The sequence below is a fragment of the Bacillus mycoides genome, from assembly GCF_018742245.1.
Taxonomy (GTDB): Bacteria; Bacillota; Bacilli; order Bacillales; family Bacillaceae_G; genus Bacillus_A; species Bacillus_A cereus_U.
Window position 1 is genome coordinate 1,318,818 of sequence record NZ_CP036132.1, and the last position, 26,030, is coordinate 1,344,847.

The following is a 26,030-nucleotide window of genomic DNA, read 5'->3' on the forward strand; positions in this document are numbered from 1 at the left end:
AAGGGTGATGGATAGAATGAAAATTGAAGCAGTTATTTTTGATTGGGCAGGTACAACAGTTGATTACGGATGTTTTGCACCACTGGAAGTATTCATGAAAATTTTTCATAAACGTGGTGTTGAAATTACAGCAGAAGAAGCACGTAAGCCAATGGGATTATTAAAAATAGATCATGTAAGGGAACTAACAGAAATGCCTCGTATTGCGAATGAGTGGAAGCGTGTTTTCGGACAATTACCAACAGAAGCAGACATTCATGAGATGTATAAAGAATTTGAAGAAATTCTCTTTGCTATTTTGCCAAACTATGCCACGCCAATTGATGGGATAAGAGAAGTAATTACTTCATTACGTAAAAGAGGCATTAAAGTTGGCTCAACAACTGGCTATACGAGAGAAATGATGGACATTGTTGCAAAAGAAGCAGAGATACAAGGGTATAAACCTGATTTTCTTGTGACACCAAATGATGTTCCAGCAGGCCGTCCGTATCCGTGGATGTGCTATAAAAATGCGATGGAATTAGGTGTATACCCAATGAATCATATGATAAAAGTTGGAGACACCGTATCAGATATGAAAGAGGGCAGAAATGCTGGAATGTGGACAGTTGGTGTAATCCTCGGTAGTAGTGAGCTCGGTTTAACGGAAGAGGAAGTTGAGAATATGGATCCGTTAGAGCTTCGTGAAAAAATAGAAGTAGTTCGTAATCGTTTCGTTGAAAATGGGGCTCATTTTACAATTGAAACGATGCAGGAGCTCGAAAACGTAATTGAACATATCGAGAAACAAGAACTTATTATTTTATAAAGGAGGCATAGGGTCATGAATGAAAATCACTATTTATTATTAACGCCAGGACCATTAACGACAACAAAAACTGTAAAAGAAGTTATGTTATACGATTGGTGTACGTGGGATGTTGAATATAACACGATGGTGCAAGATGTAAGAAATAGGCTTGTATCGTTAGCGACAAAGGAAGAAGAAAAGTACACAACAGTTTTAATGCAGGGAAGCGGTACGTTTTCGGTTGAAGCAGTAATTGGTTCTGTTATTCCTAGAAACGGAAAGCTGCTAGTTTGTACAAATGGTGCGTACGGTAAGCGGATTGTACAAATGGCAGAGATGTTACATATAGATGTGGTGGTCAGTCAAACAGAAGAGTGGGAGCCTACTAATATTGCAGAAGTAGAACAGTTATTGCAACAAGATAAAAAGATTACGCATATAGCAGTTGTTCATTGTGAAACAACGACAGGTATTATTAATCCAATTGTAGATGTATGTGAATTAGGAAAACAATACGGAAAAGTTACACTGGTTGATGCGATGAGTAGTTTCGGTGGTATTGAAATAGATATCGCTGAGTTGCAAATTGACTTTCTAATTAGTAGTGCGAATAAATGTATTCAAGGTGTTCCCGGATTCGGTTTTGTCATCGCAAATCGTGATGAATTATTGAAATGCAAGGGGCAAGCCCGTTCTTTATCATTAGATTTATATGATCAGTGGGAAACGATGGAAGAGCAAAATGGGAAATGGCGCTTTACCTCACCAACCCATATTGTACGTGCCTTCTATCAGGCATTGCTTGAATTAGAAGAAGAAGGCGGGGTAAGAGCCCGTTACAATCGATATTATAACAATCAAAAACTATTAGTGAACAAAATGAAAGAAATAGGCTTTAAGTCATTAGTAGATGAAAAATATCAATCTCCTATTATTACATCTTTCATTTATCCAGAAGCAGGATTTGAATTTAAGCAGCTATATAACGAATTAAAGCAGTATGGATTTGTTATTTATCCAGGTAAAATTTCGAAAGTAGATACGTTCCGCATTGGAAATATCGGTGATGTACATGAAGAAGATATTAATCGCTTAGTTGATAGTATTGCTAAAGGGGTTGTTATAGGGTGAAAGTATTTTGCTTAGGTGGAGCAGGTAAAATTTGTCGTGAAGCAATTTTAGATTTAGTTCAATTTTCATCTTTTGAGACGATTACGGTAGCCGATTTTAATGAAGAGGAAGGCCGAAAAGTAGTAGAGTGGTTAAATGATCCTCGTGTTGATTTTGTAAAAGTCGATGTGACAAATCATGAGGATACGGTCGCAAAAATGAAGGGCTATGACATTGTAATGGATGGCACGACGATAAAGTTAAATGGCTTGTCTACTCGCTGTATTGCAGATGCCGGCTGTCACGGTGTGAACTTGAATGGATTTGGTGAAGAAAATAAATCCCATTCTATATTTGTTCAAAACGGAAAAGCATGTTTACCTGGGTTTGGTATGACGCCAGGTGTAACGCAAATGATGGCTATGTATGCAGCAAATCAGCTAGATACTGTAGAGTCAGTTAGAGTAAGTCATGGCTCATATCGTCCAATTGCTTTTTCTGCATCAATTACAGAAACAACGACATATGAATATGATCCACATTTACCGTCGCGTACAGTGTATGAAGATGGTGAATTTAAGCAAGTACCTCCGTTTGCGCGCCCGAGAGAAATTGCATTACCAGCGCCTTACGGAAAAACAATGCAGTATATCATCCCGCACTCAGAAACGATTACGTTAGCGAAGGCACTGGAGGATAAAGGTGTTGGGCTGATAGAAACGAGAGGTACTTGGCCAGAGCAAAATATGCAGCTCGTTCGTGCTTTATATGATTATGGTATATTGCGTAATGATCAAATTGAAATAAACGGTAAAGAAATTGGTATTATGGATTGTATTTCGAAGTATCTATTACAATCGAAAGAAGGGCAAGCAACAGAGCTTTATGGTTATGCACTTCATGTAGAAGTAGTAGGTATGAAAAATAATCAAAAACAGCGACATGTATTATACCATACACATCCGCTATCTGACGGTTCTGTAGTAGGTTGGGAGAAATTAAGAGCCTATACAAGAAATGTTGGTATCCCATTTGGAGTTGCTACAGAGTTAATTGCAAAAGGAGTAGTTAATAAAGTCGGTGTTATTACTCCTGAAGAAGCTTTTGAAAATCCACAAATTATTTTTGATGAATTGGAAAAGCGTGGTATTTATATTCATGAAGAAATTTCTACTTACAAAGAAAATTATAACTTTGTATAAGTAAGGCAGTTTATGAGGTAGATATAAATGGGGTGAGGCTATGTCTGTAGTAGGTGAAGAGAGAAAGAGGACAATTCTTGAGAAGGTAGAGTTTAAAGGGAAAGTAAAAGTTTCAGAATTAGCGAGAGAGTTCGCAGTATCAACAGAGACGATTCGTCGGTATTTAGAAGAATTAGATCGTGAAAAAAAATTGAAGAAAGTGTATGGTGGAGCTGTTCAACTTCCGGGAGCTGGGATAGAGGCACCGATGTTAGAACGAGAGATGCTGCATATAGAAGAGAAGAAAAGAATTGGGTATAAAGCAGCAACGTTTGTGGAAGATGGGGATGTTATTGCGATTGATGATGGAAGTACACCACTTCAAATGGTGCCATATCTTGTTCATCGTAAAAATTTAACGATTGTTACGAGCTCTTTTCCAGTAGCGACACAATTAATATCTTCTATTAATAAAAAGATGTTTCACGGTGAAGTTTTATTTATAGGCGGGAAAGTATCTCCAAAACATTCACGTGTGTCGGGTTCTATTTCGCAGCAAGTGATTCATCAATTCCATTTTCATAAAGCATTCGTTTCGATTGATGGATTGTTACCTAGCTTTGGGGTTTCCAGCTTTGAATTAGAAAAAGCGAAACTGTCAGAAGCGATGATTAAATTATCGGAGAAAACGTATATTTTATGCGATCATACAAAGATAGGCGTAAAAGGGAACTACCGAATATCAGGATTTTCTCGTATTCAACATGTTATTTGTGATAAGAAAATGCCATATAGTTTTGAAGAAGAAGTTAAAAAGCATAATATTCAATGGACAGTTTGCTAGTAATCAGTGGGAAATTCCATCTCTCTTTAATTATTAGTAATGTTTAACGTGAATTTTGAGATGCTCATGAATAATGAGTAATAAAGGTTTGTATTCGTGCAAAAAAAGTGGACACATTTTCTCATTTCCTTCATATAATTTACCAATAGAAAAAAAGTTGGCTGAAGGAAAGAGGGGACAGGAATGTCGGAACGGGTATATAACAAGCTTGTATTGTACGCGAATGTTTTGCAGAAGATCGGTGTTATTAATGAGAAGGAAAAAAGTGAAATTCTTCATACGTTAAGTAAAAAATCCCTTTGAATAAAGGGTTTTTTATTTTTTTCCTTTAAAAATATAAATTTAATGTAATATTCTCATTGACAACGATAATGATATTCATTATCATTTATTTGTATATAATTGATAAGTGTTATCAATTATAGAAATTATATATGATAGGGGATATTATTTTGAAAAAAAATTATATTAAGGCGCTAGTAGTAGCAACAACATTAGCAATTCCATTTGCTACATACTCTACTCCAGCATTAGCAGCACTAAAAATTGAAGAAAACCAGTCAGTAGCAGCGGCTAGTGATCGCACGTATGATACTGAGATTAAAATATATAAGGATCAAAAAGATGAACCATCTATGGTTTCTCAGTACATAAAAAATCCTAAAGTAGCTATTGAAGACGGGAAAAAAATTGTTACTGTAACGGTACAAGATAGTGATTATTTTCAATATCTTAGAATAGAAGATAGAAACCAACCAGGTGTATTTCATGATGTGAAAGTTTTGTCAGAAGATAAGAGGAAAAATGGAACGAAAGTAGTTCAATTTGAAGTTGGCGATTTTGAGAAGAAGCATAATATGCAAATGCATATACTTATTCCGGCTATTGGATATAATCATAAATACCAAGTTCAATTTGAAATTAAAGATCCGACTTTAGGCGAGAAAGAAACAGGGAAACCAGATGATGATTCTAATTCAGGCAATACGGAAACAGATACTCCAGTTGATAGTCAAAACATGATAACAGATAAGAAACTAAGAGAACTTGTTAATAAAAAAGTATTTAATAGAAAAGATTTAAATACACCAATTACGAAAGAAGAGTTATTACAAGTAAATGATTTGTTTTTAAATACGAATGAGATTCTTGATTATAGTGCATTAAAATATATGCCAAATTTAAAATCTTTAACAGTTGCGAATGCGAAGATAAAAGATCCGTCGTTCTTTACGAACTTAAAGCAATTGAAACATTTGGCTTTACGCGCTAATGAAATTGTAGATGTAACACCACTTGTTAAGATGGATAATTTAGAATCTCTTGATTTAAGTAATAATAAAATTACGAACGTTGCACCACTAACGGAAATGAAAGATGTAACAAGTTTATATTTAGCAGGAAATCAAATTGAGGATGTAGCACCATTAGCGAAAATGGAACAATTAGATTACTTGAATGTGGCAAACAATAAAATTTCAAACGTTGCTCCGTTAAGTAAGTTGAAAAATGTAACATACTTATCTTTAGCAGGAAATCAAATTGAAGATATTACACCGCTGTATACGTTACCGTTAAAAGATTTAGTATTAACGCGTAATAAAGTTAAAGATTTATCAGGAATTGATCAATTGAATCAATTACAAGAGTTATGGATTGGGAAAAATGAAATAAAAGATGTTACTCCTCTAAGTAAGATGACACAGTTGAAAGTTTTAAACTTACCTAACAATGAGTTAAAGGATATTACTCCATTATCAAGTCTAGTAAACTTACAAAAACTTGATTTGGAAGCAAATTACATTTCAGACTTAACACCAGTTAGCAATTTGAAAAAGTTAGTATTTCTAAGTTTTGTTGCAAATGAAATCCGTGATGTTCGACCAGTTGTAGAGCTAAGTAAAACAGCTTACATCAATGTTCAAAATCAAAAAGTATTTTTAGAGGAAACAGAAGTAAATAAAGAAGTGAAAGTACCTGTATACGAAAAAGATGGTAAAATCTCTACAAAAATTCGTTTGAAGAGTGAAGGTGGTACGTATAGTAACGATGCAGTGAAGTGGAGTACACCAGGTGAGAAAGTATATGAATTTGGTGTGAAAGATCCATTTGCGGATACAGGAATCTTCTTCACAGGGTCTGTTATTCAAAATGTTGTAAATGAAAAAGTAGCGGAAGAAGTAATTGAATTTAAAGATGTGCCAAAGGGCCATTGGTCAGAAGAAGCAATTAACTATTTAGCGAAAGAAAAGTTATTTATAGGCTATGGAAATGGGCAATTTGGATTTGGTGACAACATTACTCGCGGGCAAGTAGCACTTCTAATACAAAGGTATTTGAAATTAGAAACTGACTTAGAACAAAAAACGATGTTTACAGATACGAAAGGAAATATGTATGAAAAGGCTATTGATGCAGTAGTACAAGCTGGAATTATGACAGGATACGGTAATGATAAGTTCCGTCCAGATGGAGTATTAACTCGTTATGAAATGTCAGTGGTATTACAAAGGATATTCCAGTTAAAGGCAAATGGAAATAGTGTAGAGAGCTTTAAAGATGTACCATCTGGTCATTGGGCGGAAGGATATGTGAAAGCTTTAGTGGATAATAAAGTATCAAAAGGTGACGGCAAAGGGAATTTTTCAGGTGATGATTTCGTAACACGTGAACAATACGCACAATTTTTGTATAACGCAATAACTAAATAATAAATGAGAAAAATACGTTATTCTTTAATAAGAAGAATAACGTATTTTTTATATGTACAAAATCAAGTGAGAAATAGACAGGAGTACTTAGATGTGATATGCCTATTTTTCCGATAGGTACTGAAACCATATTGACAAAAAGGCATTCTCGTGTGATAATTCAATTAAATTTTTGGAATAATCAAAAAACATTCCTTTTACATAGAAAGGATTTGAACATTATATTAATATTACGCCGGGGGTGACGAAATGTTATTTTTTCTGAAGAAATGGAACGAATTAAAAGATGTGAAAGCAGAATTGGCACTTCGCGATTGGTTTTATGGTACAAAAATTAGTTTATCGATGTGTACGTCAAAAGAGCCATTAACATTTTTAGTGAATGTAGAGGGAAGAGATAAAGGGGTATTTTCTGAAGAAGATTTTATTGTCGTAAATTGCATGTGTGAGCCAGTATTTGAAAACGAAGAAAAACCAGCTATAGAGTCATTTATGCATGCGGATATTTATAAAAAAAGTAGTGCAGAATGTATTTTACAAGTGCAAACTGTAGATAGTCATTTAATGTCAGAGCTATATGGGAAAGAAGGAGAAGTAACATTCGAAAAACGCAGTGTGGAACGTGTTTTTGGAAAAGAAGGTATTACAGAAATGACAATACCAATTGTAGAAGATGAAAAAAAATTCGCTGATTTATTAGAAAGTAATGTTCCGAATTTTATTGAAGGTGGCGGAGTAGTACTTGTTCATAATTACGGAATGATCGTGTGGGGGAAAACCCCAGAAGAAGCGAAAAAATGGTTGGAAGGTATAGAGTATTTAATGAACTATCACGTAAAGCTTTTAATGATAAAAGGGGCAAAGAGCTCTGTTATATAAAAATGTATTCACAGTGGTTACCATTCCATAAACAAATGAAAGCGTTTTAAAAATAATTTTACTCATAAAATATAGGTCTCCTTATTATATATAGATTACATGTTGACATGTAAGGAGGAACATATTTTGCGAGTTAAATATCATTTTCTGCCAAAACAGCAGGTGACATTTTGCAAAACGAATGATTCTGGTGAAAAGGCGTTACAAATTATGAATGAAACGGGATTTCGCGCAATCCCTGTATTAGCAGAAAATGAGAAGGAATTCACGGGGATTATTTATAAAGTAGATCTGTTAGAAAAGAAGTGTAATAGCAGATTAGAGGATGTAAGTACAGAAGATGTACTGGAAAATCCAAATTCGTTTATTTTTGAAAAGGATTCTTTTTTTAGAGCTTTTTACGTTATCCGTCGTCTCCCGTTTTTAGCGGTTTTAAATGAGTATAATGAATTTGTCGGCATTTTAACACACTCTAATGTATTTGATGTTATTGAGGATTCGTTCGGTATGCGGACGGGTGGTTATATATTAACAATTGCAACACAAGATTGTAAGGGAACAATTAAAGAGCTTGGGACATTATTAAAAGCATATAATATCGGTGGACTGTTTACGCTTGATAACGGTGATCAATATATTCGCCGTGTTATCGTAAATATATCGGATGAGTTAAATGAAAAAAAATTAAAGCAATTAATTGAAAAGATAGAGAAAAAGGGATTTAGGGTGAGTCATGTAGATTATATTTAAGTTAAACAAGGTACCTATCTGCTACATGTAGATAGGTACCTTGTTTAGTGTGAGAAATGAATCTTATTTTGAAACAGAAGGTGGAGACAATGCTAAATCAGATAAAAAAATAAAGTCTGCATGCTCACGAATTTTAGGAATAGAAGTTTCTATAACACGTGATGTAATTTCACCTGGAGCCCCAACGTGTCCGATAGCTACCATAATGGGTTTGTCTTGGATTTTTTTTATGAGTAATTGTGCTTGTTTTGAAATGTGACTTACCGTATATACATCATCAAAAAATAATTGGTTTTCAATAATAGGCACGCCTAATTCTTTCCCGATTTTTGGGACAACACTATTAGGGTTTGTTTTACTATCTAAATAAAATAAACCGTGTTTTTTACAGGCAGAAAGTATAAGACGTACAATCCTTTCATCAGCGGTTACTTTTGATCCCATATGATTGTTCATACCTATTGCATGAGGTATTTCTTGAATTGCTTGTTCGAGTCGGTTGTTTATTTCTTCATCGCTTAAATCTGTTGTAATCGCTTTTGGTCCAAGCCACTCTTTTTTTCCTCTAATTGGTTCCATTGGCATATGTATAATAACTTCATGCCCTTTTTTATGGGCAGCTATTGCATCTTGTTTAGTAGAAGGAAGAAATGGCATAACAGCAACAGTGAGTGGAATAGGAAGTGATAACATCTTATCTGTGCCTTTCATATTATTGCCGAAATCATCGATGACAATAGCAACCTTATTCGTATGAGCATTTGCTTGAATAGGAAATAGGAAGAAGGGTATGAACAAGGTGAAGACGAGAAATGTAATAGTATATTTACGCATATAAATATTTCCTTTCTATTTTATTCCGCTATTTGCGGGCAGTAAGACTCCCACCTCAAAATTCGGCTGGAGCAAAGAAGTTAGGTGGGGGATCCACTGCCCGTAAACGCCCGATTGGTGAGGACTAATAGTCAGTGGGGATGAACAAAACCTCTACTGATTAAAGTTTCACTTTATCAATCATCATTATGTTTTGCGTTTTTATATAAATTAAACAAAAAATGTCGAAGAAAAGTATATGGAAAATAGGGAATCCGCAGTTTACTTGGTATTTGCTAAAAAAGAAGATGAAAAAAATGTCTATTATTGCGAATGTATTTACAAAGATAGAATAATTTGTAATAATTCTCAAAGTGAGGGTAAAGATTTGTAAATTACAGGGGGAAAATGTTAAAATTTCTGATTCTTCAAATTCAAATAGGATTAAGTGTTTAAAGGGCTAAAGTAGAAGAGACGTTGAGAGTATGGAAGAAAAATAAGGGGGATATGGATGTTTACTGTAAAAAGGAAGTACACATTAGAAAAGCTTTCGCATGATATTCATATGAAACGTGAAGAAATGATTCATTTAGGATTAACAAGTGGATTAAATAGTATGGAGACAATTCAAGTTAGTCAAGAATTGGACAAGCTTATCGTACAGTATCAGCGTTACAAAGAAAAACAAACACCGAAATGGTTTTCAATTATAAAGGTTCCTATTTTTCAAATTGGGTATGAAGGGAAATCGAGCAATTTTTGGAGAATGTTTGTGGCTGGTTTTATGAAATAAGTATAATTACCCTTTTAGGATAAGGATAATTATACTATGTGTAATGGAATCTCTATATGAACTGTCGTTCCTTTGTTTTCTTTACTATCAATAAATATATGCCCGTTGTACATCTCTATAATTCGTTTACATATGACAAGCCCAAGACCTGTTCCAGTATCTTTATTAGTAAAGAACGGATGAAAGAGGTGTTTTTGAATATGTTTTGGAATCCCTTTTCCAGTATCAATAATTTGCAATTGTGCATGTTTTTCATTGTTTGTTACTACAATGGTTAATGTATCACCAGAAGTCATAGCTTCAATTGCATTTTTTGTAATGTTTAAAACCACTTGTTTCATATGGTCTTTTGAGCAACGTATATGAACAGGGTGGTCTGGCACATGTAAATGGAATATAATATTATGCAAATTCGCCTCGGATTGAATAATTAATGCTACCTCATTAAGAATCGTTCTTACATCATATGTTTGTTCAATGATAGCAGTTGGCTTTCCAAGAATAAGAAATTCGCTTACAATTTCATTAATACGTTCTATTTCTTGTTCAATCACTGAAAAATAAAACTGATCCTGTTCATCTTTATATTTTTCTTTTAACAGAGCAACGAGTCCTTTAATTCCAGTGAGAGGGTTACGGATTTCATGGGCTGTACTAGCTGCAAAAGTTCCAACCAATTCAATTTTTTGCAGTTCATTTTGTTGTCTTTCTAGTTTTGTTTGACGTTTTAATAACATATATTGAGCAAGTAAAAATAAAATAGACAGTAAAAATAAAGTAGCTATACACTCTATTGAAACCCACTGGTATAAAGTTTTTTGATGAATAGGTAACGGAGAAACAGAGACTTTCCAATTTAATCTTTGGAGTGGGGTAGTAAGCATATTAGAATGCCCATCGCTTGTTTCGTTATTATCATCGGTTAGAAAAACTACATCATGTTTATCAGTCACTTCGAAATGATATTGTGGTTTAATAGCATTTAAAGAATATGAAATGTAGTCGAAGCGTAGACTTGCTAATAATAAGCCTGAGAGTTCCTTTTGCCTATTAAATATTGGCGAGGCAATCATAATAGCTTGATGTCCAAGAACGCGATCTGTAATAACTGATGATACAGTTGTTTTCTTAGATTGCAATGCATCTTGGATGTATTGGCGGTCAGAAACGTCAATAGGCGGCGAATCGCCTTCGGATGCGATTGTAATCATCCCATCTGTCGTAGCGTAATATAGACCGGAAAAACGTTCATCATTTCCATCCGTATCATGTACAATCTGTTTAATCCCATTGATGTTTCCAGTTTCGGTCCCTACGACTTTTGCGAGCATTTCTAAGGCAGATATAGCTTCACCAAGGTGATGGTCTAAATAGTCTCTATATAGGAAGAGAACAGTGTGAGCAGATAGTTTGTTTGCCTGTTTCATTTGATAAGTGTGATACGAAAAAAATGTGGCACCAATCCCTATCGTTGGCAATATAACAAGCAGTATGTAAAAAACTATGCTTTGTAATTTGACTTTCAAATTTGGTACTCCTTCTTTTTTTATTATCATTATATATAAACTATGTTAAAATTGTCATGTTTTTATTCAAGAATCATTTGCATTACATTAGGGAAAGGAAAAAGGATGAGTGAATATTCATTCGGCAGTTGTAATGAAGTGCTACGTTGCTTTTCTTTTTGTTGCGGAGAATTTAAGTGAAGGGTTGAAATGGTATGACATCAAACAATGAGCGAGAAGACATTTCTCAATCTTTAAAAGTATTTATTGCATTATCCCGTGTACATCGTTCTGTTATGGATACTACAAATAAATCCATACAAAGTAACGGATTAAATCCAACTGAGTTTGCTGTATTAGAATTACTATATCATAAAGGAGGCCAACCACTTCAGCAAATCGGTGAGCGTATTTTAATAGCTAGTGGCAGCATTACATACGTTGTAGATAAGCTAGAGAAAAAAGGGCTTGTAAAACGAATTCCATGCCCAAATGATAGGCGTGTTATTTATGCGCAATTAACGGAGTCTGGAGAGAGCTTTATTGCTTCTATTTTTCCAGGTCATGAGCAAGTTATACATCAGTCTTTTGAAATGTTAACGAAGGATGAGAAGGATGAATTACTTGATCTATTAAAAAAAATTGGAAAGTATGAAAAATGATGATATGTTCCAAAGAAGCTTTGGATAAAGAAATCCAAGGCTTTTTTGTGTGCATATATTCATGACATCATCTACCGCATTTTGCTGAAGAATAAGAGGAGATTTGTAAGTAAGCATTGAATTATAGTAATGATGCATATAATGGAGAGGGGGCTCGTTCATGTCATTTAAAGACTATGAATATAAACGGCCAAATATTGAAGAATTAAAAGAGAAGTTTATTGTTGCTTTAGAAAAGTTCGATAAGGCAAAAACGCTTGAAGAACAACAACAAGTAATTAATTCAATTAATGAAATTCGTAATGATTTTGGTACAATGGGGAACCTTTGTTACATTCGCCATTCTGTTGATACGACAGATGCTTTTTATAAGGAAGAGCAAGATTTCTTTGATGAATACTCACCAGTTGTGCAAGGTTATGGAACAAAATATTATAAGGCGTTAATTAATTCTCCATTCCGTGAAGAATTAGAAGCGTATTATGGAAAGCAATTATTTGCTCTAGCTGAATGTGATTTAAAAACATATTCAGATGAAGTAGTGAAAGATTTACAATTAGAGAATAAATTGTCTTCACAATATACACAGTTATTAGCATCTGCAAAAATTGACTTTGCAGGAGAAGAAAGAACGTTATCGCAACTTATTCCGTTTATGCAAGGAAAAGAAAGAAGCGAACGTAAAGCAGCAAGTGAAGCATACTACGGATTTTTAGCTGAGAATGAGGAAGAGTTAGATCGTATTTATGATGAGCTTGTTAAAGTGAGAACGAAAATCGCAAAAACACTTGGTTTTAAAAACTTTGTTGAATTAGGATATGCAAGAATGTATCGGACAGATTATAACGCTGAAATGGTAGCGAACTATCGTCAGCAAGTATTAGATTATATCGTTCCGGTTGCAACAGAGTTAAGAAATAGACAAAAAGCACGCATTGGTGTAGAAAAGCTCGCTTATTATGATGAAAACTTTGAGTTTGCTACAGGTAATCCAACTCCAAAAGGCGATGCCGATTGGATTATTAATCACGGGAAAACGATGTATAAAGAATTATCAGCTGAAACAGATGAATTTTTTAATTTCATGCTAGATAATGATTTATTAGATTTAGTTGCGAAAAAAGGAAAAGCTGGTGGTGGATATTGTACATATATCGAGAATTATAAAGCGCCATTCATCTTCTCAAACTTTAATGGAACGTCTGGTGATATTGATGTATTAACACATGAAGCTGGTCATGCTTTCCAAGTATATGAAAGTCGTAAGTATGAAATTCCAGAATATAATTGGCCAACATATGAAGCGTGTGAAATCCATTCAATGAGTATGGAATTCTTTACATGGCCATGGATGAAGTTATTCTTTGAAGAAGATGCGGATAAATATTACTTCTCACACTTAAGTTCAGCACTTCTATTTTTACCGTACGGTGTATCTGTAGATGAATATCAACATTATGTATATGAAAATCCAGAAGCATCGCCAGCAGAACGTAAGTCAGCATGGCGTAACATAGAGAAGAAGTATTTACCACATCGTGATTATGAAGATAATGATTATTTAGAGCGTGGTGGTTTCTGGCAACGTCAAGGCCATATTTATAGCTCACCGTTCTATTATATTGACTACACGTTAGCTCAAATTTGTGCACTGCAATTTTGGAAACGTGCAAGAGATAATAGACAAGAGGCTTGGGAAGATTATGTGAATCTTTGTCAGCAAGGTGGAAGTAAATCATTCTTAGAATTAGTAGAAGTTGCAAATTTAACATCACCATTCGCTGAAGGGTGTGTAAAAAGTGTAATTACAGAAATTGAAGAGTGGTTACGTGCTGTTGACGACACAAAATTGTAAAAAACATGCACTTTTTTCACATGTTTAACATCGACATAATGGAAAAATGATGAGATAATAAAAGAAAATTCAGAATTATTTTAGGGGTGTTTCTAATGGGGAGCACCCCTTTTCACCAACAAAAAGGGGGAAAGCACTATGCTTCAATCTAATATGGATGTTAGTTTAGAAACTTTAGTCCACTCATTACAGTCTACACGAAGCACGCTGTTATCAGAAATTGAAATGTTAAATGATACGGAGGTGAATGTAAAGCCACGCCGTGATAAATGGAGTATTATTCAAATTTTGCATCATTTGCATTTAGTTGAACAGTCTGTCACATCTGCCCTTGTATATGCTTTGCAAAAAAAAGAAAGAAAACTTGCTCCATTTAAAGACCTCCAACTTACGCTTGATCGCACACATAAACGAGAAGCTCCTCAACAAATGAAACCAACAGAAACATTAATGAAAAAACTGCAAGGAATTCAATTACTAGAACATTCACGACAAGAATTATTTCATGCACTTCATAGTGTGATAGATGAAAAAGAATTATTTGAAAATGGATTAAAACATCCTATTTTTAATGATTTGAATTTATATCAATGGGTTCAATTTCTGGATTTACACGAACAAAGACATCTTACACAGCTAAAAGAAGCGAAACATGCAATTTTACAGCGGTAAAGTGAAACTTTAATCAAGGGGCATATCACTGATTATTAGTCCGCAACAATCGGGCTGTCATCAAATAGCGGGAAAAAGGAAAAGAAGCGGCGAACCGCTTCTTTTTCCTTTTTTACTCATGCATAGTTTTATTTCTTATTTTGGAATACTACATGAGGAAGAGAAAAAGGAGTTGAAAAGTATGTCAAAGAAAAAGAGAGAAGAAGAGCGCGCTTGGAAAGCTCGGAAAGAAAATCAAAAGCCGCATGGAAAGGTGAAAGCTTTTGCAGAATTAGTTGAAGGAACAGAAAAAACGTGATGAACTTCATCACGTTTTTTGTATGATCGGGAAAGTTAATAAAAATGTTGTACCTGTTCCTTTTTCACTCATAATGTCAACCTTTCCATTCATTGCTTGAATAACACTGAAGACGACCATCATCCCCAGTCCGGTCCCTTTTTCTTTCGTCGAGTAGAAAGGTGACCCGAGGCGTTTTACTTGTTCTTGATCCATACCAATACCTGTATCTTTTATATATAATTGTATATGTTTATGATCTGGAACTAATGTAAGAATAAGGTCACCACCGTTAGGCATAGCCTCAATACAGTTTTTTAAAATATTTAATAGGCATTGGTTCAGCTTTTGCTTTTCACCAGCTATAAAGAAGGATGTACTTTGTTTTATGTAATGTATACGAACATTTGTTAAATTGGCGAGAGGTGTAATTAAAGATAACGCATGGAGTAATTCTTCCTCTACTTGTAATTGTTGTTCTTTTTCAATACTCGGTTTTGCAAAAGTTAAGTAGTCTGTAAGAACATGATTTGCTTGTTCGATACCATTAATGGCTATGTCGATATATAATTTTCGTTCCTTCTCAGAACATGTATCTGACTGTAAAAGTTGCAAAAATCCTTTCGTTGAAGTTAAAGGGTTGCGAATTTCATGAGAGATAGAAGCTGCCATTTCACCGATTAAATGAAATTTTTCAGCATTCATAAGTTCATTTTGGAGACGAACTTGCGTTTGTAATATGTGTAGCAAATATAGAATAAGGATTGTACCGAGCATCGTACATAGTTCGTACACGATAATATGTGGTATATAAGCTGCCGTATTTGTAACCTCTGAAAGGAAAAATGGTATCCAGCCAAATCCGAATATGAGGCTGTAAAAGATAGCGAGTGCTATTTTTATACGATTAGAACTTCGGTTAAACAGTTTGTATGTTAATAGTAGAACAATGAATAGTAGAACCGAAGCTATAAAGGATGGGAAAACACCTATCCCTCCTAATAAAAAGCGATATATGTTTAATACAGCTAAGATGGAAGCACCGGCAATAGGACCTCCTGTTAATGTACCGACAATTAATACGATATGACGCATATCAAATTGAAATCCATAGTTTGTTTTTGCTGCGAAAGTGATACATAGTATGGTAGCGAGGCAACATAATACAATAAACATAGCTGAATTTAATTTAGGAGAGCGTTTCCCTTTTTGATTCCAAAATAAATGATATAAAAGCATTGTAACAAGGATGGATAATATATTTAAAAAGAGATAAATAATAAAGAGTTTCAGTGGGATGTCTCCTCTCTTCTAACATTAAATTAATCATACTATAAAATGAAAGAAATGAAATATGAAATAGAGGAAAAAATCAGAAATTTTTTCTGGTAGTATACAATATGTTACAATAATCTTTGTCAATGAAAGAAGAAATTCCGTGCACTGCATGGGAGAGGTTCGCGAACTCCCTCTATAAAAAACTATGGAAACAACAATATCATTAGGTATTGTTTTGTTTTTTTATTGTGACAGTTCAAGAACGTTCTTTCTTCTTATTCGTAGTAGAGAAGGAGAATGAGTGAAATGAAAAAAGAAAAAGCAGTTGTTGTTTTTAGTGGTGGACAAGATAGTACAACATGTTTATTTTGGGCAATACAACAGTTTGCAGAAGTGGAAGCTGTAACGTTTAATTACAATCAACGTCATAAGTTAGAAATTGATTGTGCAGTGGAAATCGCGAAAGAGTTAGGGATTAAACATACGGTACTAGATATGAGTTTATTAAATCAACTTGCTCCAAATGCGTTAACGAGAACGGATATGGAGATTACACATGAAGAAGGTGAATTACCATCAACATTTGTAGATGGACGAAATTTACTGTTTTTATCATTTGCGGCTGTATTAGCAAAACAAGTTGGAGCACGTCATATTGTAACGGGTGTATGTGAAACTGATTTCAGTGGTTATCCAGATTGTCGTGACGTGTTTGTGAAATCATTAAACGTTACATTAAATTTATCTATGGATTATCCGTTTGTTATTCATACACCACTTATGTGGATTGATAAGGCAGAGACATGGAAATTATCTGATGAACTTGGAGCATTTGAGTTTGTTAGAGAAAAAACATTAACATGTTATAACGGAATCATTGGTGATGGTTGCGGTGAATGTCCAGCATGTCAACTTCGTAAAGCAGGATTAGATACGTATCTACAAGAACGCGAAGGAGCGAGCAACTAATGGATAACTTTTTTGGATTTCGCATCGTAGAAAATTTGCAAAAAATGGACAAGGATATTCAGCGTGAACAACTCAAATATCATAATAAAAGAGTAATGGTCAGCAAGGAATTTACATTTGATGCAGCGCACCATTTACACTGCTATGAAGGGAAATGTAAAAATTTACATGGTCACACATATAAAGTCGTATTTGGAATTAGCGGATATGTAAATGAAATAGGCCTTGCAATTGACTTTGGAGATATAAAAGAAATTTGGAAAAATGAAATAGAAATTTATTTAGATCATCGTTATTTAAACGAAACATTGCCAGAAATGAATACGACTGCTGAAAATATGGTCGTTTGGATTTATGAAAAGATGGCAGAAGCATTAACGAAAGATAATCGTGCGAACGAATACAAGGGAGCTCGTGTTGAATTTGTTCGTCTTTTTGAGACGCCAACTAGTTATGCGGAAGTAAGACGGGAGTGGATGCTCGATGAGTAAAATCCCCGTCTTAGAAATATTTGGTCCGACCATTCAAGGAGAAGGGATGGTTGTAGGACAAAAGACGATGTTTATCCGTACAGCGGGCTGTGATTATAGCTGTGCTTGGTGTGATTCTGCTTTTACATGGGATGGATCGGCCAAAGATCAAATTAAACAAATGACACCGGAAGACATTTGGAATGAGCTTGTAGAAATTGGTGGAGAAAATTTTTCTCATGTTACGATTTCGGGTGGAAATCCTGTTTTGCTGAAAAATATGCAATTTCTTCTTTCTATATTAAAGGAGAATGGAATGCGAACAGCGGTAGAAACGCAAGGGAGTAAATGGCAAGATTGGTTGCTTCAAATTGATGAGATAACGATTTCTCCAAAACCACCAAGTTCGGCAATGCAAACAGATTTTCAGATGTTAGATTCTGTTATTCATAAACTAGCAGAGAAAGATTTTAGTTTAAAAGTAGTAGTATTCGATGATCAAGATTTTGAATATGCAGTTAAGATGCACGATCGTTATCCGAATGTACCATTTTTCTTACAAGTAGGAAATAATGATACGAAAACAGTGGATGATGCGGTGCTTATAAAAAACTTATTAGAAAAATATGAATGGCTTATTGAAAAAGCTGTGAATTGTAAAGAAATGAATGATGCGAAAGTACTGCCTCAGCTTCATGCGTTAGTATGGGGAAATAAACGAGGGGTATAATGAGAAGGGATGTTTAAAATGACAGGAAGATTAGATGAAGATTTAAAAGATGTAACATTATTAGGAAATCAAAATACAAAATATTTGTTTGAATATAGCCCGGGAATTTTGGAGGTATTTGATAATAACCATCCAAACCGTGATTACTTTGTAAAATTCAATTGTCCTGAATTTACAAGTTTATGTCCGAAAACAGGACAACCAGATTTTGCAACAATTTATATTAGCTACATTCCAGAACAAAGAATGGTAGAGAGTAAATCTTTAAAGCTATATTTATTTAGCTTCCGAAATCATGGTGACTTCCACGAAGATTGCATGAACGTTATTATGAATGATTTAATTAAATTAATGGATCCACGCTATATTGAGGTATGGGGGAAATTTACACCACGTGGTGGTATTTCGATCGATCCATACTGCAACTACGGTCGCCCAGGAACGAAGTATGAACAAATGGCAGACTACCGCATGATGAACCATGATCTATATCCAGAAACAATTGATAATCGTTAATATATAATAGAAAGAAAGGATCTGTATAACATACAGATCCTTTCTTTCTATTATATTATGCATTTTGATTGATGACAGTATAGTTTTTATGACTTACAACTGTAAGAGGTTCCATATCTAGTTCTCTAAAATTCTCCATAATTGTTATATCAACAATAACAGAGTTTTGATTTACCTTTTGAACACGGCCTTGCATGCCACCTTTAAATTCGATGATATCTCCAGTTTCTGCGATCTGCATAAGCAACTCTCCTTGTTCCAGTTTTCCCAAAAAAAGAATAATTTGGGCTTTTTTATTTCCTCTTATTTTGAACTATATTTACTACTTTGTAAATGTTTCCAAAGCAAAAAAACGAAAAAAATTCACTTTTTGTAAGAAAATATGTAAAAAAATATTGTTTAGGGGAGGAATGATGAAAGTGCATACATTGTTTAGGGGAGGAATGATGAAAGTGCATACATCTTTATATAGGAGTATAATGAAAGATACAATAACCTACTAAAGTGGGAGGAATTAGGGGCGGTAAAATGATGTTTGAAGTTGTGGGGAGCTTTATAGCGATTTTATTATTTTTATTTTCTTATATACAGTTGAAGAAAGTGCGTCATCATGAAACAACTACATATTTTGATGGACTGGATGGTGTGCACACATCGATAACACATGATAGTGGTGGGGATATATAACTTTCTTTTTATGCATGGTATGATGGCAATAAGAAATAGTACGTAATATAGTTCGTAAGTGATGAATGGGGAGTGGAAAGAATGCGAATTTCTTTTATTCGTCATGGTCGTTTGGACAGTACTATAGAGCCAATGACAATTATTTCATTTCGTGAATGGATGAAGCAATATGATTTAGGGACTACAGTAAAAGAAATTCCTATACCAATTGAAACAATTGAGATGATTGAATCAGCGAATTTGATCGTAACGAGTGATCAGCGGCGTGCTGCGCGATCAACAGCCGAATTAACGGATTCTTTATCTTTTGTGCAAAATCCTCTTTTTAGGGAAGCTGAAGTTCCAACGAGTTTTTATTCTCCAAAATGGTTGAAATGTAAACCTAATGTATGGATGTTTATTGGACGTACACGATGGATAGCTGGTTATAGTAAAGATGTTGAGTCTTATAAGGAAGTACGAGAAAGAGCAAGGCAAGCTGCTAATATGTTGCACCGCTATGCGCTCGTACATGGACGTATTGCCCTTGTAGGTCATAGTTATTTTAATCCGATGATTGGGACTGAACTGAGGGCAATGGGGTGGTCTGGTTCGCCTATTTTCCATAGGAAGCCATGGGGATGTACAACGTATACATTTCATGAGGCGATGGATGGAAATGTATTAAATACAAAATTAACTTAAAAGAGGCTGTCCCTTTGGCAGCCTCTTTCTCTACATAACAAGCAAAAAAGAATTGTCCTTTTAAGATATAGAAACCAATGACCGTAATGGTTTTATTAGATGGGCATACGGTTCGCCAACGAGCATAACGGTTGTATCTTTTTTATAACCAAGTTTTTCATATAGTGAAAAAGCGCGTTTGTTTTCTAAATTAACAAGTAAGGCAATGTTTTCATGACCTTTTTCAGTTGCATGAAGTTCAGCTGCATCGATTAATTTAGAGCCAATGCCACGTCCACTGTACATATTTGAAACTGACAACGTGTCAATATAATACTCATCAAGTTCAGCTTCTTTTTCTAACGTAATGGATTCATCTTCATGTAGTTCTCTTAAGTGGTGTACGATTGGTGCATCAAGTTGCTCAGCGTCACTACCGTGATAAACGACAATAACTCCAACTACTTTTCCATCTTGTTCAGCCACTAAACAGTTTTCATAGCTCAATCGATTATTTTCTTTTGCGAACCATGTTTCAAGTCCTAGTATTACTTTTGCTTCAATTGTGCTACCTGTGATTTTTTCAGCAATTTCGTGCAGAGCGTCATACAGTAAAGGTGCTACTCCTACCGCATCTGTCTTTTTTGCTTTCCGAATCATAGTATCCCTCCTAGTTCTATGTATATATTGTAGCATAAAATAAAATAACAAACAGTGGCTTGGAACTTTGTTATACAGAGCGCCAAAAAGTTTGATATAGAGAAGTAGCTATGTTAGTATATGATATTTAGTGCGAATATAATAAAGTGATATAGCTATAAAAATAATGAAAGTGAATTACATAATAGTAACGGGATAATTTTACCGTTGTCGACCTATAGAAGATGCGATAAAATAAACTATTGCAGAGAGGTGAAATACATGGATAAACAATTAGCAAATGCAATTTTGGATCAGCTGAAAAATGGTGAAATAAAGGAGTATGTTGCGACGAAAGATGTATTTTATACGTTCAGGGAAGTTGTTGTAAATCGAGAAGATTTTAAACATATTATCGGGAACGCACAGCGCGGTGGACAGGTAATTTATACATATTCAGAAACACCACGTTCATAAATAGAAGATAAAGGAGAGGAGAATTATGGGGGATTTTAAACAAGGCATATTGCCACATTGGGATTACATGTGGAAAGATAGAGCTGGGAATAGGTTTATGGGAATGGTTATGTATCCAGAGAAACGAAAACGTTCAGCAAAAATGCTTCGGAAAATAAAAAGAGCATATGAGCAAGCAATAGAAATTAAAGTAACTGTACAAGTTCAACATACATATCAGTACGTAGAAGGAATGATTGTATACTTTGATGAAGAAGCTCCTGTATGTACAATGCTTGATAAAGATGAGAATCCACATCATATATTTGTAAAAGATATTTTGCGTATTGAGCACCCTGAATAATTTTTTTCATAAATAAATTGAAGTTCCATAATAATAATCTTTTTCTATAATAGTTATCTTTTAGTATGTAACGAGGAACGAAAGAGTATGTATAAATATTTAATAAAGTAAAATTGATAAATGTAATCGTTTTTTGGAACAGATTATCGTTTAAGGTCTGTTCTTTTTTGCGTGATGCTGGAGAAATATATTACTCCAGCATTTACTGTTTTATGACAAAAAATATTGTTAACTTTTTAAAAAATAAGGTTAAATTCGTTGACAACTTTTTTGAAAAGCACTTTATTGACATGAGTTTTAGAATGTTGTTTCATAGTCTTTGTATTGAAAAAAATCGACGGTCATGTCGAAAAGTAAAAGTTAAAAAAAGAAAGAATTTATACATATATCTTGTGTCTTATTTTGAAACGTAATACAATATATAGAGAAATCAAGAAACGACATACAGAGAATATAGATTGGAGAGGGAGGGTCGGAAATGTTAGTTGCATATGATTCTATGACAGGAAACGTGAAGCGTTTCATCCACAAATTAAATATGCCGGCCGTTCAAATTGATGAAGCTCTAGTATTAGATGAAGACTTTATTCTTATTACGTATACAACAGGTTTTGGAAATGTACCGGAACGTGTTTTAGACTTTTTAGAACGCAATAATGAAAAATTAAAAGGCGTATCTGCAAGTGGCAATCGTAATTGGGGAGACATGTTTGGTGCAAGTGCTGACAAAATTTCTACTAAATATGAAGTGCCTATTGTATCAAAATTTGAGTTATCTGGAACAAATAATGATGTAGAATATTTTAAAGAAAGGGTGCGGGAGATTGCGACACATTGAACTGAATAATGAAATCACGCAAATGCAGGACGGTTTTTATCAGCTTCATAAAGATAAAGAGGCATTAGAAGTCTTTATGGAAGAAGCTAGAGAGAATACCGTTCATTTTAATAGCGTGGCAGAGCGAATGGAGTATATGAAAGAACATGATTACTATTACAACGTTCTGGACGAGTATAGCTTGGAGGAAGTAGAAGGAGTTTATAACATCTCTTATGGTGAAAACTTCGAGTTCCAATCTTATATGGCAGCATCTAAGTTCTATAAAGATTATGCGTTAAAAACGAATGATCAAAAACAATACTTAGAAAGCTATGAAGATCGTGTAGCAATTGTTTCATTATACTTAGGACGCGGTGATGTTGCGAAGGCAAAACACTTCGCAAGCATGATTGTAAAACAAAACTACCAACCAGCGACACCAACCTTTTTAAATGCGGGAAGAAGCAGAAGAGGAGAAATGGTGTCTTGTTTCTTGTTAGAGATGGATGATAGCTTAAATTCAATCGGCTTTAACATTAATACTGCAATGCAATTATCGAAAATCGGTGGTGGAGTAGCTTTAAACTTATCTAAGCTACGCGCACGTGGTGAGCAAATTAAAGGTATTGATAACGCCGCAAGTGGTGTAGTACCTGTTATGAAATTACTTGAAGATTCGTTTTCATATGCGAATCAACTTGGCCAACGAAAAGGTGCCGGCGCTGTATACTTAAACATTTTCCATTGGGATATTATTGAATTCCTTGATACAAAAAAAATAAATGCCGATGAGAAGAGCCGTATTCAGTCTCTATCAATCGGAATTATCGTTCCGAGTAAGTTCTTTGAGCTTGCTGAGAAAAACGAACCTTTCCATGTTTTCGCGCCTTATACAGTATTTAAAGAGTACGGAAAACATTTAGATGATATAGATATCGACGAAATGTACGATGAATTAATGAGCAATCCGAAAGTGAAGAAGAAGCCACTAGATATTAGTGCGCGTGATATGCTTATTAAAATTGCTATGATTCAGCTTGAGTCTGGTTATCCATACTTAATGTTTAAATCAAATGCAAATAACCAACATCCACTGAAGGATATTGGAACTGTGAAGATGTCGAACTTGTGTTAAATATGTAGCACCTTCTAGTAGAAATGCTAGTCGAAAACTCCGTTAAACGGGGAAAGCCTCAAGTTTGAGGTAACCTACCGTGCTAAATCTTATCTTAGAATGAAAATATAAAAGTTCAGAATGTATCTTATTATTTTGTATAGCAGAGTTATTGAACAACATAAAGTAATAAGAGACTTTCTGAAAGATTAAGATAAGTAAAAGCCTAACGACTATCCCATTTGGGAGTAGAGCGCAAGCGATTGGCGTTCGAAAAGCGGAGCACCTAACCAGGTAATGCTGTAGGTGGTGATATAGTCTGTCCTGTATGGTGACATACAGCAGTTGCATGAGCAACGGACTGAGGAGTAGCGAACTCGGTTGAACATTCGAGACAGAAATCTTCCAGCTTCAAGAAACTTCTGAAATAAATGATTACGGTACAGAAGACATTATCCGCCGTGATATTAACTGTAACTTAGGATCGTTAAATATCGTAAACGTAATGGAAAATAAAGAAATTCGTGAAGCTGTTCATGCGGGAATGGAAGCTTTAACAGCTGTTTCTGATATGACGATCATTCCGAATGCCCCAACTGTGAAAAAAGCAAATGATGAGCTTCATTCAGTTGGACTTGGAGCAATGAACTTACATGGATATTTAGCAAAAAATAAAATCGCTTATGAAAGTGCTGAAGCGAAAGAATTCGCTCGTACATTCTTTATGATGTTAAATTACTACTCGATTGAGAAAAGTATGGAGATTGCTAAAGAAAAAGGCGAAACATTTAAAGACTTCGATAAGTCTGATTATGCAAACGGCACATACTTTGAAAAGTATGAAATGACAGATTACAGCCCAGTAACTGAAAAAGTTCAGCAATTATTTGAAGGAATTCATATTCCAACAAAAGAAGATTGGACAAGTTTAAAAGAGCAAGTACAGAAGAATGGTTTATACAACTCATATCGTCTTGCAATCGCTCCGACACAATCGATCAGTTACGTTCAAAATGCAACTTCAAGCGTAATGCCAATCGTAAGTCAAATTGAATCAAGAACGTATGCGAATGCGACAACATATTATCCAATGCCGTATTTATCAAAAGATACGTTCTGGTACTATAAATCTTCTTACGATATGAATCAGTTTAAACTAATTGATTTAATCGCAGAAATTCAAGAACATATTGACCAAGGAATTAGTACAATTCTTTACGTTAATAGTGATATTTCAACACGTGAATTAGCACGTTACTACATTTATGCACATAAAAAAGGCCTGAAGAGTCTTTATTATACGAGAACACGTAAGTTAAGCGTGGAAGAGTGCGTGGCTTGTACTGTTTAATATAAAAAGTGAGACATTATGAGCAGGGTTTTTCTGAACCCTGCTCATGCTTAGTTATCAATTTTTTATGTTTATTTAGAGAAGGGGCGATTTAATGCGTGCGGTAAACTGGAACAAAAAAGAAGATGATTTTAGTTTAATGTTTTGGAAGCAAAACATCGCTCAGTTTTGGACAGAAGAAGAAATCGCAGTGTCTTCTGACAAAAATACTTGGGCACAATTATCAAAAGAAGAGCAAATTGCTTATAAGCGTGTATTAGGTGGTTTAACACTTTTAGATACGAAACAAGGCGGCGAAGGGATGCCTCTTGTACTTGTTCATCTTGAAAATTTACAAGCGAAAAGTGTATTAGCTTTCATGGGCGCTATGGAAGAAGTACATGCGAAGAGTTACAGTCATATTTTCACAACGTTAGCTACTGAAGAAGAAATTGATGATATTTTTGAATGGGTAGATAACCATCCATTACTTGAGAAAAAAGCTGGTATTGTTACTAGTTACTATCGTCGTTTATTAAAGCCTGAAGTAACGAAAAAAGAGTTATACATGGCAATGGTAGCAAGTGTGTTCTTAGAAAGTTACTTATTCTATAGTGGGTTCTTCTATCCACTTTACTTAGCAGGTCAAGGCAAATTGACGGCAAGTGGTGAGATTATTAACTTAATAATTCGTGACGAGTCCATTCACGGCGTATTCGTTGGTATTTTAGCACAACAAATCTTCGCGGAACTTTCTGTAGAAGAGCAACAAGAAGTACAAACGGAAACGCAAGAGTTATTAATGAAACTGTATGAAATTGAATTGGCATATACAGAAGAAATTTACACTTCTATCGGTCTTGTAGAGGATGTAAATCGTTTCGTTCGTTACAATGCGAATAAAGGACTTATGAACTTAGGGCTTGAGCCGAAGTTTGAAGAAGAAGAAATTAATCCAATCGTTTTAAATGGTTTACGTACAGATACGAAAAATCATGACTTCTTCTCTGTAAAAGGAAATGGTTACGTAAAAGCAACGAATGTTGAAAAGTTAGCAGACGATGACTTCGTATTCAATTTTTAATATAGTGTTGTAGAAAAAGCTGTCTTTATAGAAAAGACAGCTTTTTTGCTATGAATAGTTTACAT

Annotated in this window: 28 protein-coding genes, 1 pseudogene and 1 riboswitch; of the genes and pseudogenes, 24 read left to right on the forward strand and 5 right to left on the reverse strand. The window is 34.6% G+C overall.

Going from position 1 to position 26,030, the window contains the following annotated elements:
- The first annotated feature begins 16 nt into the window (after positions 1–16).
- The 7 genes from phnX (at position 17) to cbpA (ending at position 8,268) form a co-directional block, all read left to right on the forward strand.
- A complete protein-coding gene (gene phnX / locus EXW56_RS06665; protein ID WP_002201250.1) occupies positions 17–811 on the forward strand; it encodes a phosphonoacetaldehyde hydrolase in 795 nt (264 codons plus the stop codon).
- Between the two features lie 15 nt (positions 812–826).
- A complete protein-coding gene (gene phnW, locus EXW56_RS06670; protein ID WP_002201249.1) occupies positions 827–1,924 on the forward strand; it encodes a 2-aminoethylphosphonate--pyruvate transaminase in 1,098 nt (365 codons plus the stop codon).
- The gene (locus EXW56_RS06675; RefSeq protein WP_002201248.1) at positions 1,921–3,105 is read left to right on the forward strand and encodes a saccharopine dehydrogenase family protein; all 1,185 of its coding nucleotides are present in this window, start codon (positions 1,921–1,923) and stop codon (positions 3,103–3,105) included. Before phnW ends, EXW56_RS06675 begins: the two co-directional genes overlap by 4 nt.
- 40 nt (positions 3,106–3,145) lie before the next feature.
- Positions 3,146–3,928: a DeoR/GlpR family DNA-binding transcription regulator gene (locus tag EXW56_RS06680; protein ID WP_002201247.1), complete on the forward strand. Its 783-nt coding sequence runs from the start codon at positions 3,146–3,148 to the stop codon at positions 3,926–3,928.
- Between the two features lie 434 nt (positions 3,929–4,362).
- Positions 4,363–6,639 carry an NEAT domain-containing leucine-rich repeat protein gene (locus EXW56_RS06685; RefSeq protein WP_215597323.1) on the forward strand — a complete coding sequence of 759 codons (2,277 nt, stop codon included), beginning with the start codon at positions 4,363–4,365 and terminating at the stop codon, positions 6,637–6,639.
- A gap of 249 nt (positions 6,640–6,888) precedes the next feature.
- On the forward strand, positions 6,889–7,518 hold the full coding sequence (locus tag EXW56_RS06690; protein ID WP_002158733.1) for a class II aldolase/adducin family protein: 630 nt from the start codon (positions 6,889–6,891) through the stop codon (positions 7,516–7,518).
- Between the two features lie 126 nt (positions 7,519–7,644).
- Positions 7,645–8,268: a cyclic di-AMP binding protein CbpA gene (gene cbpA, locus EXW56_RS06695; RefSeq protein ID WP_002140932.1), complete on the forward strand. Its 624-nt coding sequence runs from the start codon at positions 7,645–7,647 to the stop codon at positions 8,266–8,268.
- Positions 8,269–8,331: 63 nt separating this feature from the next.
- Here cbpA and EXW56_RS06700 read toward each other — a convergent pair whose 3' ends face one another.
- Entirely contained in the window at positions 8,332–9,102 is a 771-nt protein-coding gene (locus EXW56_RS06700) for a divergent polysaccharide deacetylase family protein (protein ID WP_002158732.1), read from the reverse strand.
- A 490-nt stretch (positions 9,103–9,592) separates the two neighbouring features.
- On the opposite strand from EXW56_RS06700, the gene EXW56_RS06705 reads away from it, so the two are divergent.
- Entirely contained in the window at positions 9,593–9,874 is a 282-nt protein-coding gene (locus EXW56_RS06705) for an aspartyl-phosphate phosphatase Spo0E family protein (RefSeq protein ID WP_002149628.1), read from the forward strand.
- 29 nt (positions 9,875–9,903) lie between these two features.
- Here EXW56_RS06705 and EXW56_RS06710 read toward each other — a convergent pair whose 3' ends face one another.
- The gene (locus tag EXW56_RS06710) at positions 9,904–11,400 is read right to left on the reverse strand and encodes a DUF3149 domain-containing protein (RefSeq protein ID WP_002201244.1); all 1,497 of its coding nucleotides are present in this window, start codon (positions 11,398–11,400) and stop codon (positions 9,904–9,906) included.
- Positions 11,401–11,594: 194 nt separating this feature from the next.
- Between EXW56_RS06710 and EXW56_RS06715 the strand changes: the two genes are divergently transcribed.
- The 4 genes from EXW56_RS06715 (at position 11,595) to EXW56_RS27540 (ending at position 14,866) form a co-directional block, all read left to right on the forward strand.
- Positions 11,595–12,041, forward strand: a complete 447-nt coding sequence (locus EXW56_RS06715) for a MarR family winged helix-turn-helix transcriptional regulator (protein ID WP_000203343.1) — start codon at positions 11,595–11,597, stop codon at positions 12,039–12,041.
- A gap of 160 nt (positions 12,042–12,201) precedes the next feature.
- Entirely contained in the window at positions 12,202–13,896 is a 1,695-nt protein-coding gene (locus EXW56_RS06720) for a M3 family oligoendopeptidase (RefSeq protein ID WP_002201243.1), read from the forward strand.
- 138 nt (positions 13,897–14,034) lie between these two features.
- On the forward strand, positions 14,035–14,568 hold the full coding sequence (locus EXW56_RS06725; protein ID WP_002149622.1) for a DinB family protein: 534 nt from the start codon (positions 14,035–14,037) through the stop codon (positions 14,566–14,568).
- Between the two features lie 181 nt (positions 14,569–14,749).
- Positions 14,750–14,866: a DUF6254 family protein gene (locus tag EXW56_RS27540; protein WP_000038354.1), complete on the forward strand. Its 117-nt coding sequence runs from the start codon at positions 14,750–14,752 to the stop codon at positions 14,864–14,866.
- A 9-nt stretch (positions 14,867–14,875) separates the two neighbouring features.
- Here the strand turns inward: EXW56_RS27540 and EXW56_RS06730 are convergent, their stop codons facing one another.
- Entirely contained in the window at positions 14,876–16,084 is a 1,209-nt protein-coding gene (locus tag EXW56_RS06730; RefSeq protein WP_002201242.1) for an ATP-binding protein, read from the reverse strand.
- Between the two features lie 208 nt (positions 16,085–16,292).
- Positions 16,293–16,336, forward strand: a riboswitch (PreQ1 riboswitch).
- Between the two features lie 93 nt (positions 16,337–16,429).
- On the opposite strand from EXW56_RS06730, the gene queC reads away from it, so the two are divergent.
- The 4 genes from queC to queF are packed head-to-tail and all read left to right on the forward strand — an operon-like array spanning position 16,430 to position 18,808.
- On the forward strand, positions 16,430–17,092 hold the full coding sequence (queC, locus tag EXW56_RS06735) for a 7-cyano-7-deazaguanine synthase QueC (RefSeq protein ID WP_002158728.1): 663 nt from the start codon (positions 16,430–16,432) through the stop codon (positions 17,090–17,092).
- Positions 17,092–17,583 carry a 6-carboxytetrahydropterin synthase QueD gene (gene queD, locus EXW56_RS06740; protein WP_002011526.1) on the forward strand — a complete coding sequence of 164 codons (492 nt, stop codon included), beginning with the start codon at positions 17,092–17,094 and terminating at the stop codon, positions 17,581–17,583. Before queC ends, queD begins: the two co-directional genes overlap by 1 nt.
- On the forward strand, positions 17,576–18,292 hold the full coding sequence (gene queE / locus EXW56_RS06745) for a 7-carboxy-7-deazaguanine synthase QueE (protein ID WP_002201241.1): 717 nt from the start codon (positions 17,576–17,578) through the stop codon (positions 18,290–18,292). Before queD ends, queE begins: the two co-directional genes overlap by 8 nt.
- Positions 18,293–18,310: 18 nt before the next feature.
- Positions 18,311–18,808: a preQ(1) synthase gene (queF, locus tag EXW56_RS06750; protein WP_002201240.1), complete on the forward strand. Its 498-nt coding sequence runs from the start codon at positions 18,311–18,313 to the stop codon at positions 18,806–18,808.
- 55 nt (positions 18,809–18,863) lie between these two features.
- On the opposite strand, the gene EXW56_RS06755 is transcribed toward queF, so the two are convergent.
- A complete protein-coding gene (locus EXW56_RS06755) occupies positions 18,864–19,049 on the reverse strand; it encodes a YkvS family protein (protein WP_001165081.1) in 186 nt (61 codons plus the stop codon).
- Between the two features lie 287 nt (positions 19,050–19,336).
- On the opposite strand from EXW56_RS06755, the gene EXW56_RS06760 reads away from it, so the two are divergent.
- Both EXW56_RS06760 and EXW56_RS06765 read left to right on the forward strand, forming a co-directional pair.
- Positions 19,337–19,495 carry a hypothetical protein gene (locus EXW56_RS06760; protein WP_033706566.1) on the forward strand — a complete coding sequence of 53 codons (159 nt, stop codon included), beginning with the start codon at positions 19,337–19,339 and terminating at the stop codon, positions 19,493–19,495.
- A gap of 81 nt (positions 19,496–19,576) precedes the next feature.
- Positions 19,577–20,179 (forward strand): histidine phosphatase family protein, encoded by a 603-nt coding sequence (locus EXW56_RS06765; RefSeq protein WP_199659852.1) that lies wholly within the window; start codon positions 19,577–19,579, stop codon positions 20,177–20,179.
- Between the two features lie 60 nt (positions 20,180–20,239).
- Here the strand turns inward: EXW56_RS06765 and EXW56_RS06770 are convergent, their stop codons facing one another.
- Positions 20,240–20,818 carry a GNAT family N-acetyltransferase gene (locus EXW56_RS06770; protein ID WP_002201237.1) on the reverse strand — a complete coding sequence of 193 codons (579 nt, stop codon included), beginning with the start codon at positions 20,816–20,818 and terminating at the stop codon, positions 20,240–20,242.
- Positions 20,819–21,079: 261 nt separating this feature from the next.
- On the opposite strand from EXW56_RS06770, the gene EXW56_RS06775 reads away from it, so the two are divergent.
- The 6 genes and pseudogenes from EXW56_RS06775 (at position 21,080) to nrdF (ending at position 25,965) form a co-directional block, all read left to right on the forward strand.
- On the forward strand, positions 21,080–21,274 hold the full coding sequence (locus EXW56_RS06775; protein ID WP_002149609.1) for a hypothetical protein: 195 nt from the start codon (positions 21,080–21,082) through the stop codon (positions 21,272–21,274).
- A gap of 25 nt (positions 21,275–21,299) precedes the next feature.
- Positions 21,300–21,617 (forward strand): hypothetical protein, encoded by a 318-nt coding sequence (locus EXW56_RS06780; protein WP_215597324.1) that lies wholly within the window; start codon positions 21,300–21,302, stop codon positions 21,615–21,617.
- Between the two features lie 478 nt (positions 21,618–22,095).
- The gene (nrdI, locus tag EXW56_RS06785) at positions 22,096–22,455 is read left to right on the forward strand and encodes a class Ib ribonucleoside-diphosphate reductase assembly flavoprotein NrdI (RefSeq protein WP_000959445.1); all 360 of its coding nucleotides are present in this window, start codon (positions 22,096–22,098) and stop codon (positions 22,453–22,455) included.
- Positions 22,442–23,569 (forward strand): annotated as a pseudogene (locus EXW56_RS06790) (ribonucleotide reductase N-terminal alpha domain-containing protein); the annotation flags it as partial. The gene nrdI and the pseudogene EXW56_RS06790, both read left to right, overlap by 14 nt.
- Positions 23,570–23,951: 382 nt before the next feature.
- Complete coding sequence (locus tag EXW56_RS06795) at positions 23,952–24,902, forward strand: ribonucleotide reductase large subunit (RefSeq protein WP_332306798.1); 951 nt, start codon at positions 23,952–23,954, stop codon at positions 24,900–24,902.
- Positions 24,903–24,996: 94 nt separating this feature from the next.
- The gene (gene nrdF, locus EXW56_RS06800; RefSeq protein WP_002202689.1) at positions 24,997–25,965 is read left to right on the forward strand and encodes a class 1b ribonucleoside-diphosphate reductase subunit beta; all 969 of its coding nucleotides are present in this window, start codon (positions 24,997–24,999) and stop codon (positions 25,963–25,965) included.
- Positions 25,966–26,030: the final 65 nt, after the last annotated feature.

Excerpts from the sequence above, each read along its gene's own strand:
- phnX (WP_002201250.1), top strand. The coding sequence starts at position 17 with ATGAAAATTGAAGCAGTTATTTTTGATTGGGCAGGTACAACAGTTGAT.
- phnW (WP_002201249.1), top strand. The coding sequence starts at position 827 with ATGAATGAAAATCACTATTTATTATTAACGCCAGGACCATTAACGACA.
- EXW56_RS06680 (WP_002201247.1), top strand. The coding sequence starts at position 3,146 with ATGTCTGTAGTAGGTGAAGAGAGAAAGAGGACAATTCTTGAGAAGGTA.
- EXW56_RS06685 (WP_215597323.1), top strand. The coding sequence starts at position 4,363 with ATGATAGGGGATATTATTTTGAAAAAAAATTATATTAAGGCGCTAGTA.
- EXW56_RS06690 (WP_002158733.1), top strand. The coding sequence starts at position 6,889 with ATGTTATTTTTTCTGAAGAAATGGAACGAATTAAAAGATGTGAAAGCA.
- EXW56_RS06700 (WP_002158732.1), bottom strand. The coding sequence starts at position 9,102 with ATGCGTAAATATACTATTACATTTCTCGTCTTCACCTTGTTCATACCC.
- EXW56_RS06705 (WP_002149628.1), top strand. The coding sequence starts at position 9,593 with ATGTTTACTGTAAAAAGGAAGTACACATTAGAAAAGCTTTCGCATGAT.
- EXW56_RS06715 (WP_000203343.1), top strand. The coding sequence starts at position 11,595 with ATGACATCAAACAATGAGCGAGAAGACATTTCTCAATCTTTAAAAGTA.
- EXW56_RS06720 (WP_002201243.1), top strand. The coding sequence starts at position 12,202 with ATGTCATTTAAAGACTATGAATATAAACGGCCAAATATTGAAGAATTA.
- EXW56_RS06725 (WP_002149622.1), top strand. The coding sequence starts at position 14,035 with ATGCTTCAATCTAATATGGATGTTAGTTTAGAAACTTTAGTCCACTCA.
- EXW56_RS27540 (WP_000038354.1), top strand. The coding sequence starts at position 14,750 with ATGTCAAAGAAAAAGAGAGAAGAAGAGCGCGCTTGGAAAGCTCGGAAA.
- EXW56_RS06730 (WP_002201242.1), bottom strand. The coding sequence starts at position 16,084 with ATGCTTTTATATCATTTATTTTGGAATCAAAAAGGGAAACGCTCTCCT.
- queC (WP_002158728.1), top strand. The coding sequence starts at position 16,430 with ATGAAAAAAGAAAAAGCAGTTGTTGTTTTTAGTGGTGGACAAGATAGT.
- queD (WP_002011526.1), top strand. The coding sequence starts at position 17,092 with ATGGATAACTTTTTTGGATTTCGCATCGTAGAAAATTTGCAAAAAATG.
- queE (WP_002201241.1), top strand. The coding sequence starts at position 17,576 with ATGAGTAAAATCCCCGTCTTAGAAATATTTGGTCCGACCATTCAAGGA.
- queF (WP_002201240.1), top strand. The coding sequence starts at position 18,311 with ATGACAGGAAGATTAGATGAAGATTTAAAAGATGTAACATTATTAGGA.
- EXW56_RS06755 (WP_001165081.1), bottom strand. The coding sequence starts at position 19,049 with ATGCAGATCGCAGAAACTGGAGATATCATCGAATTTAAAGGTGGCATG.
- EXW56_RS06760 (WP_033706566.1), top strand. The coding sequence starts at position 19,337 with ATGATGTTTGAAGTTGTGGGGAGCTTTATAGCGATTTTATTATTTTTA.
- EXW56_RS06765 (WP_199659852.1), top strand. The coding sequence starts at position 19,577 with ATGCGAATTTCTTTTATTCGTCATGGTCGTTTGGACAGTACTATAGAG.
- EXW56_RS06770 (WP_002201237.1), bottom strand. The coding sequence starts at position 20,818 with ATGATTCGGAAAGCAAAAAAGACAGATGCGGTAGGAGTAGCACCTTTA.
- EXW56_RS06775 (WP_002149609.1), top strand. The coding sequence starts at position 21,080 with ATGGATAAACAATTAGCAAATGCAATTTTGGATCAGCTGAAAAATGGT.
- EXW56_RS06780 (WP_215597324.1), top strand. The coding sequence starts at position 21,300 with ATGGGGGATTTTAAACAAGGCATATTGCCACATTGGGATTACATGTGG.
- nrdI (WP_000959445.1), top strand. The coding sequence starts at position 22,096 with ATGTTAGTTGCATATGATTCTATGACAGGAAACGTGAAGCGTTTCATC.
- nrdF (WP_002202689.1), top strand. The coding sequence starts at position 24,997 with ATGCGTGCGGTAAACTGGAACAAAAAAGAAGATGATTTTAGTTTAATG.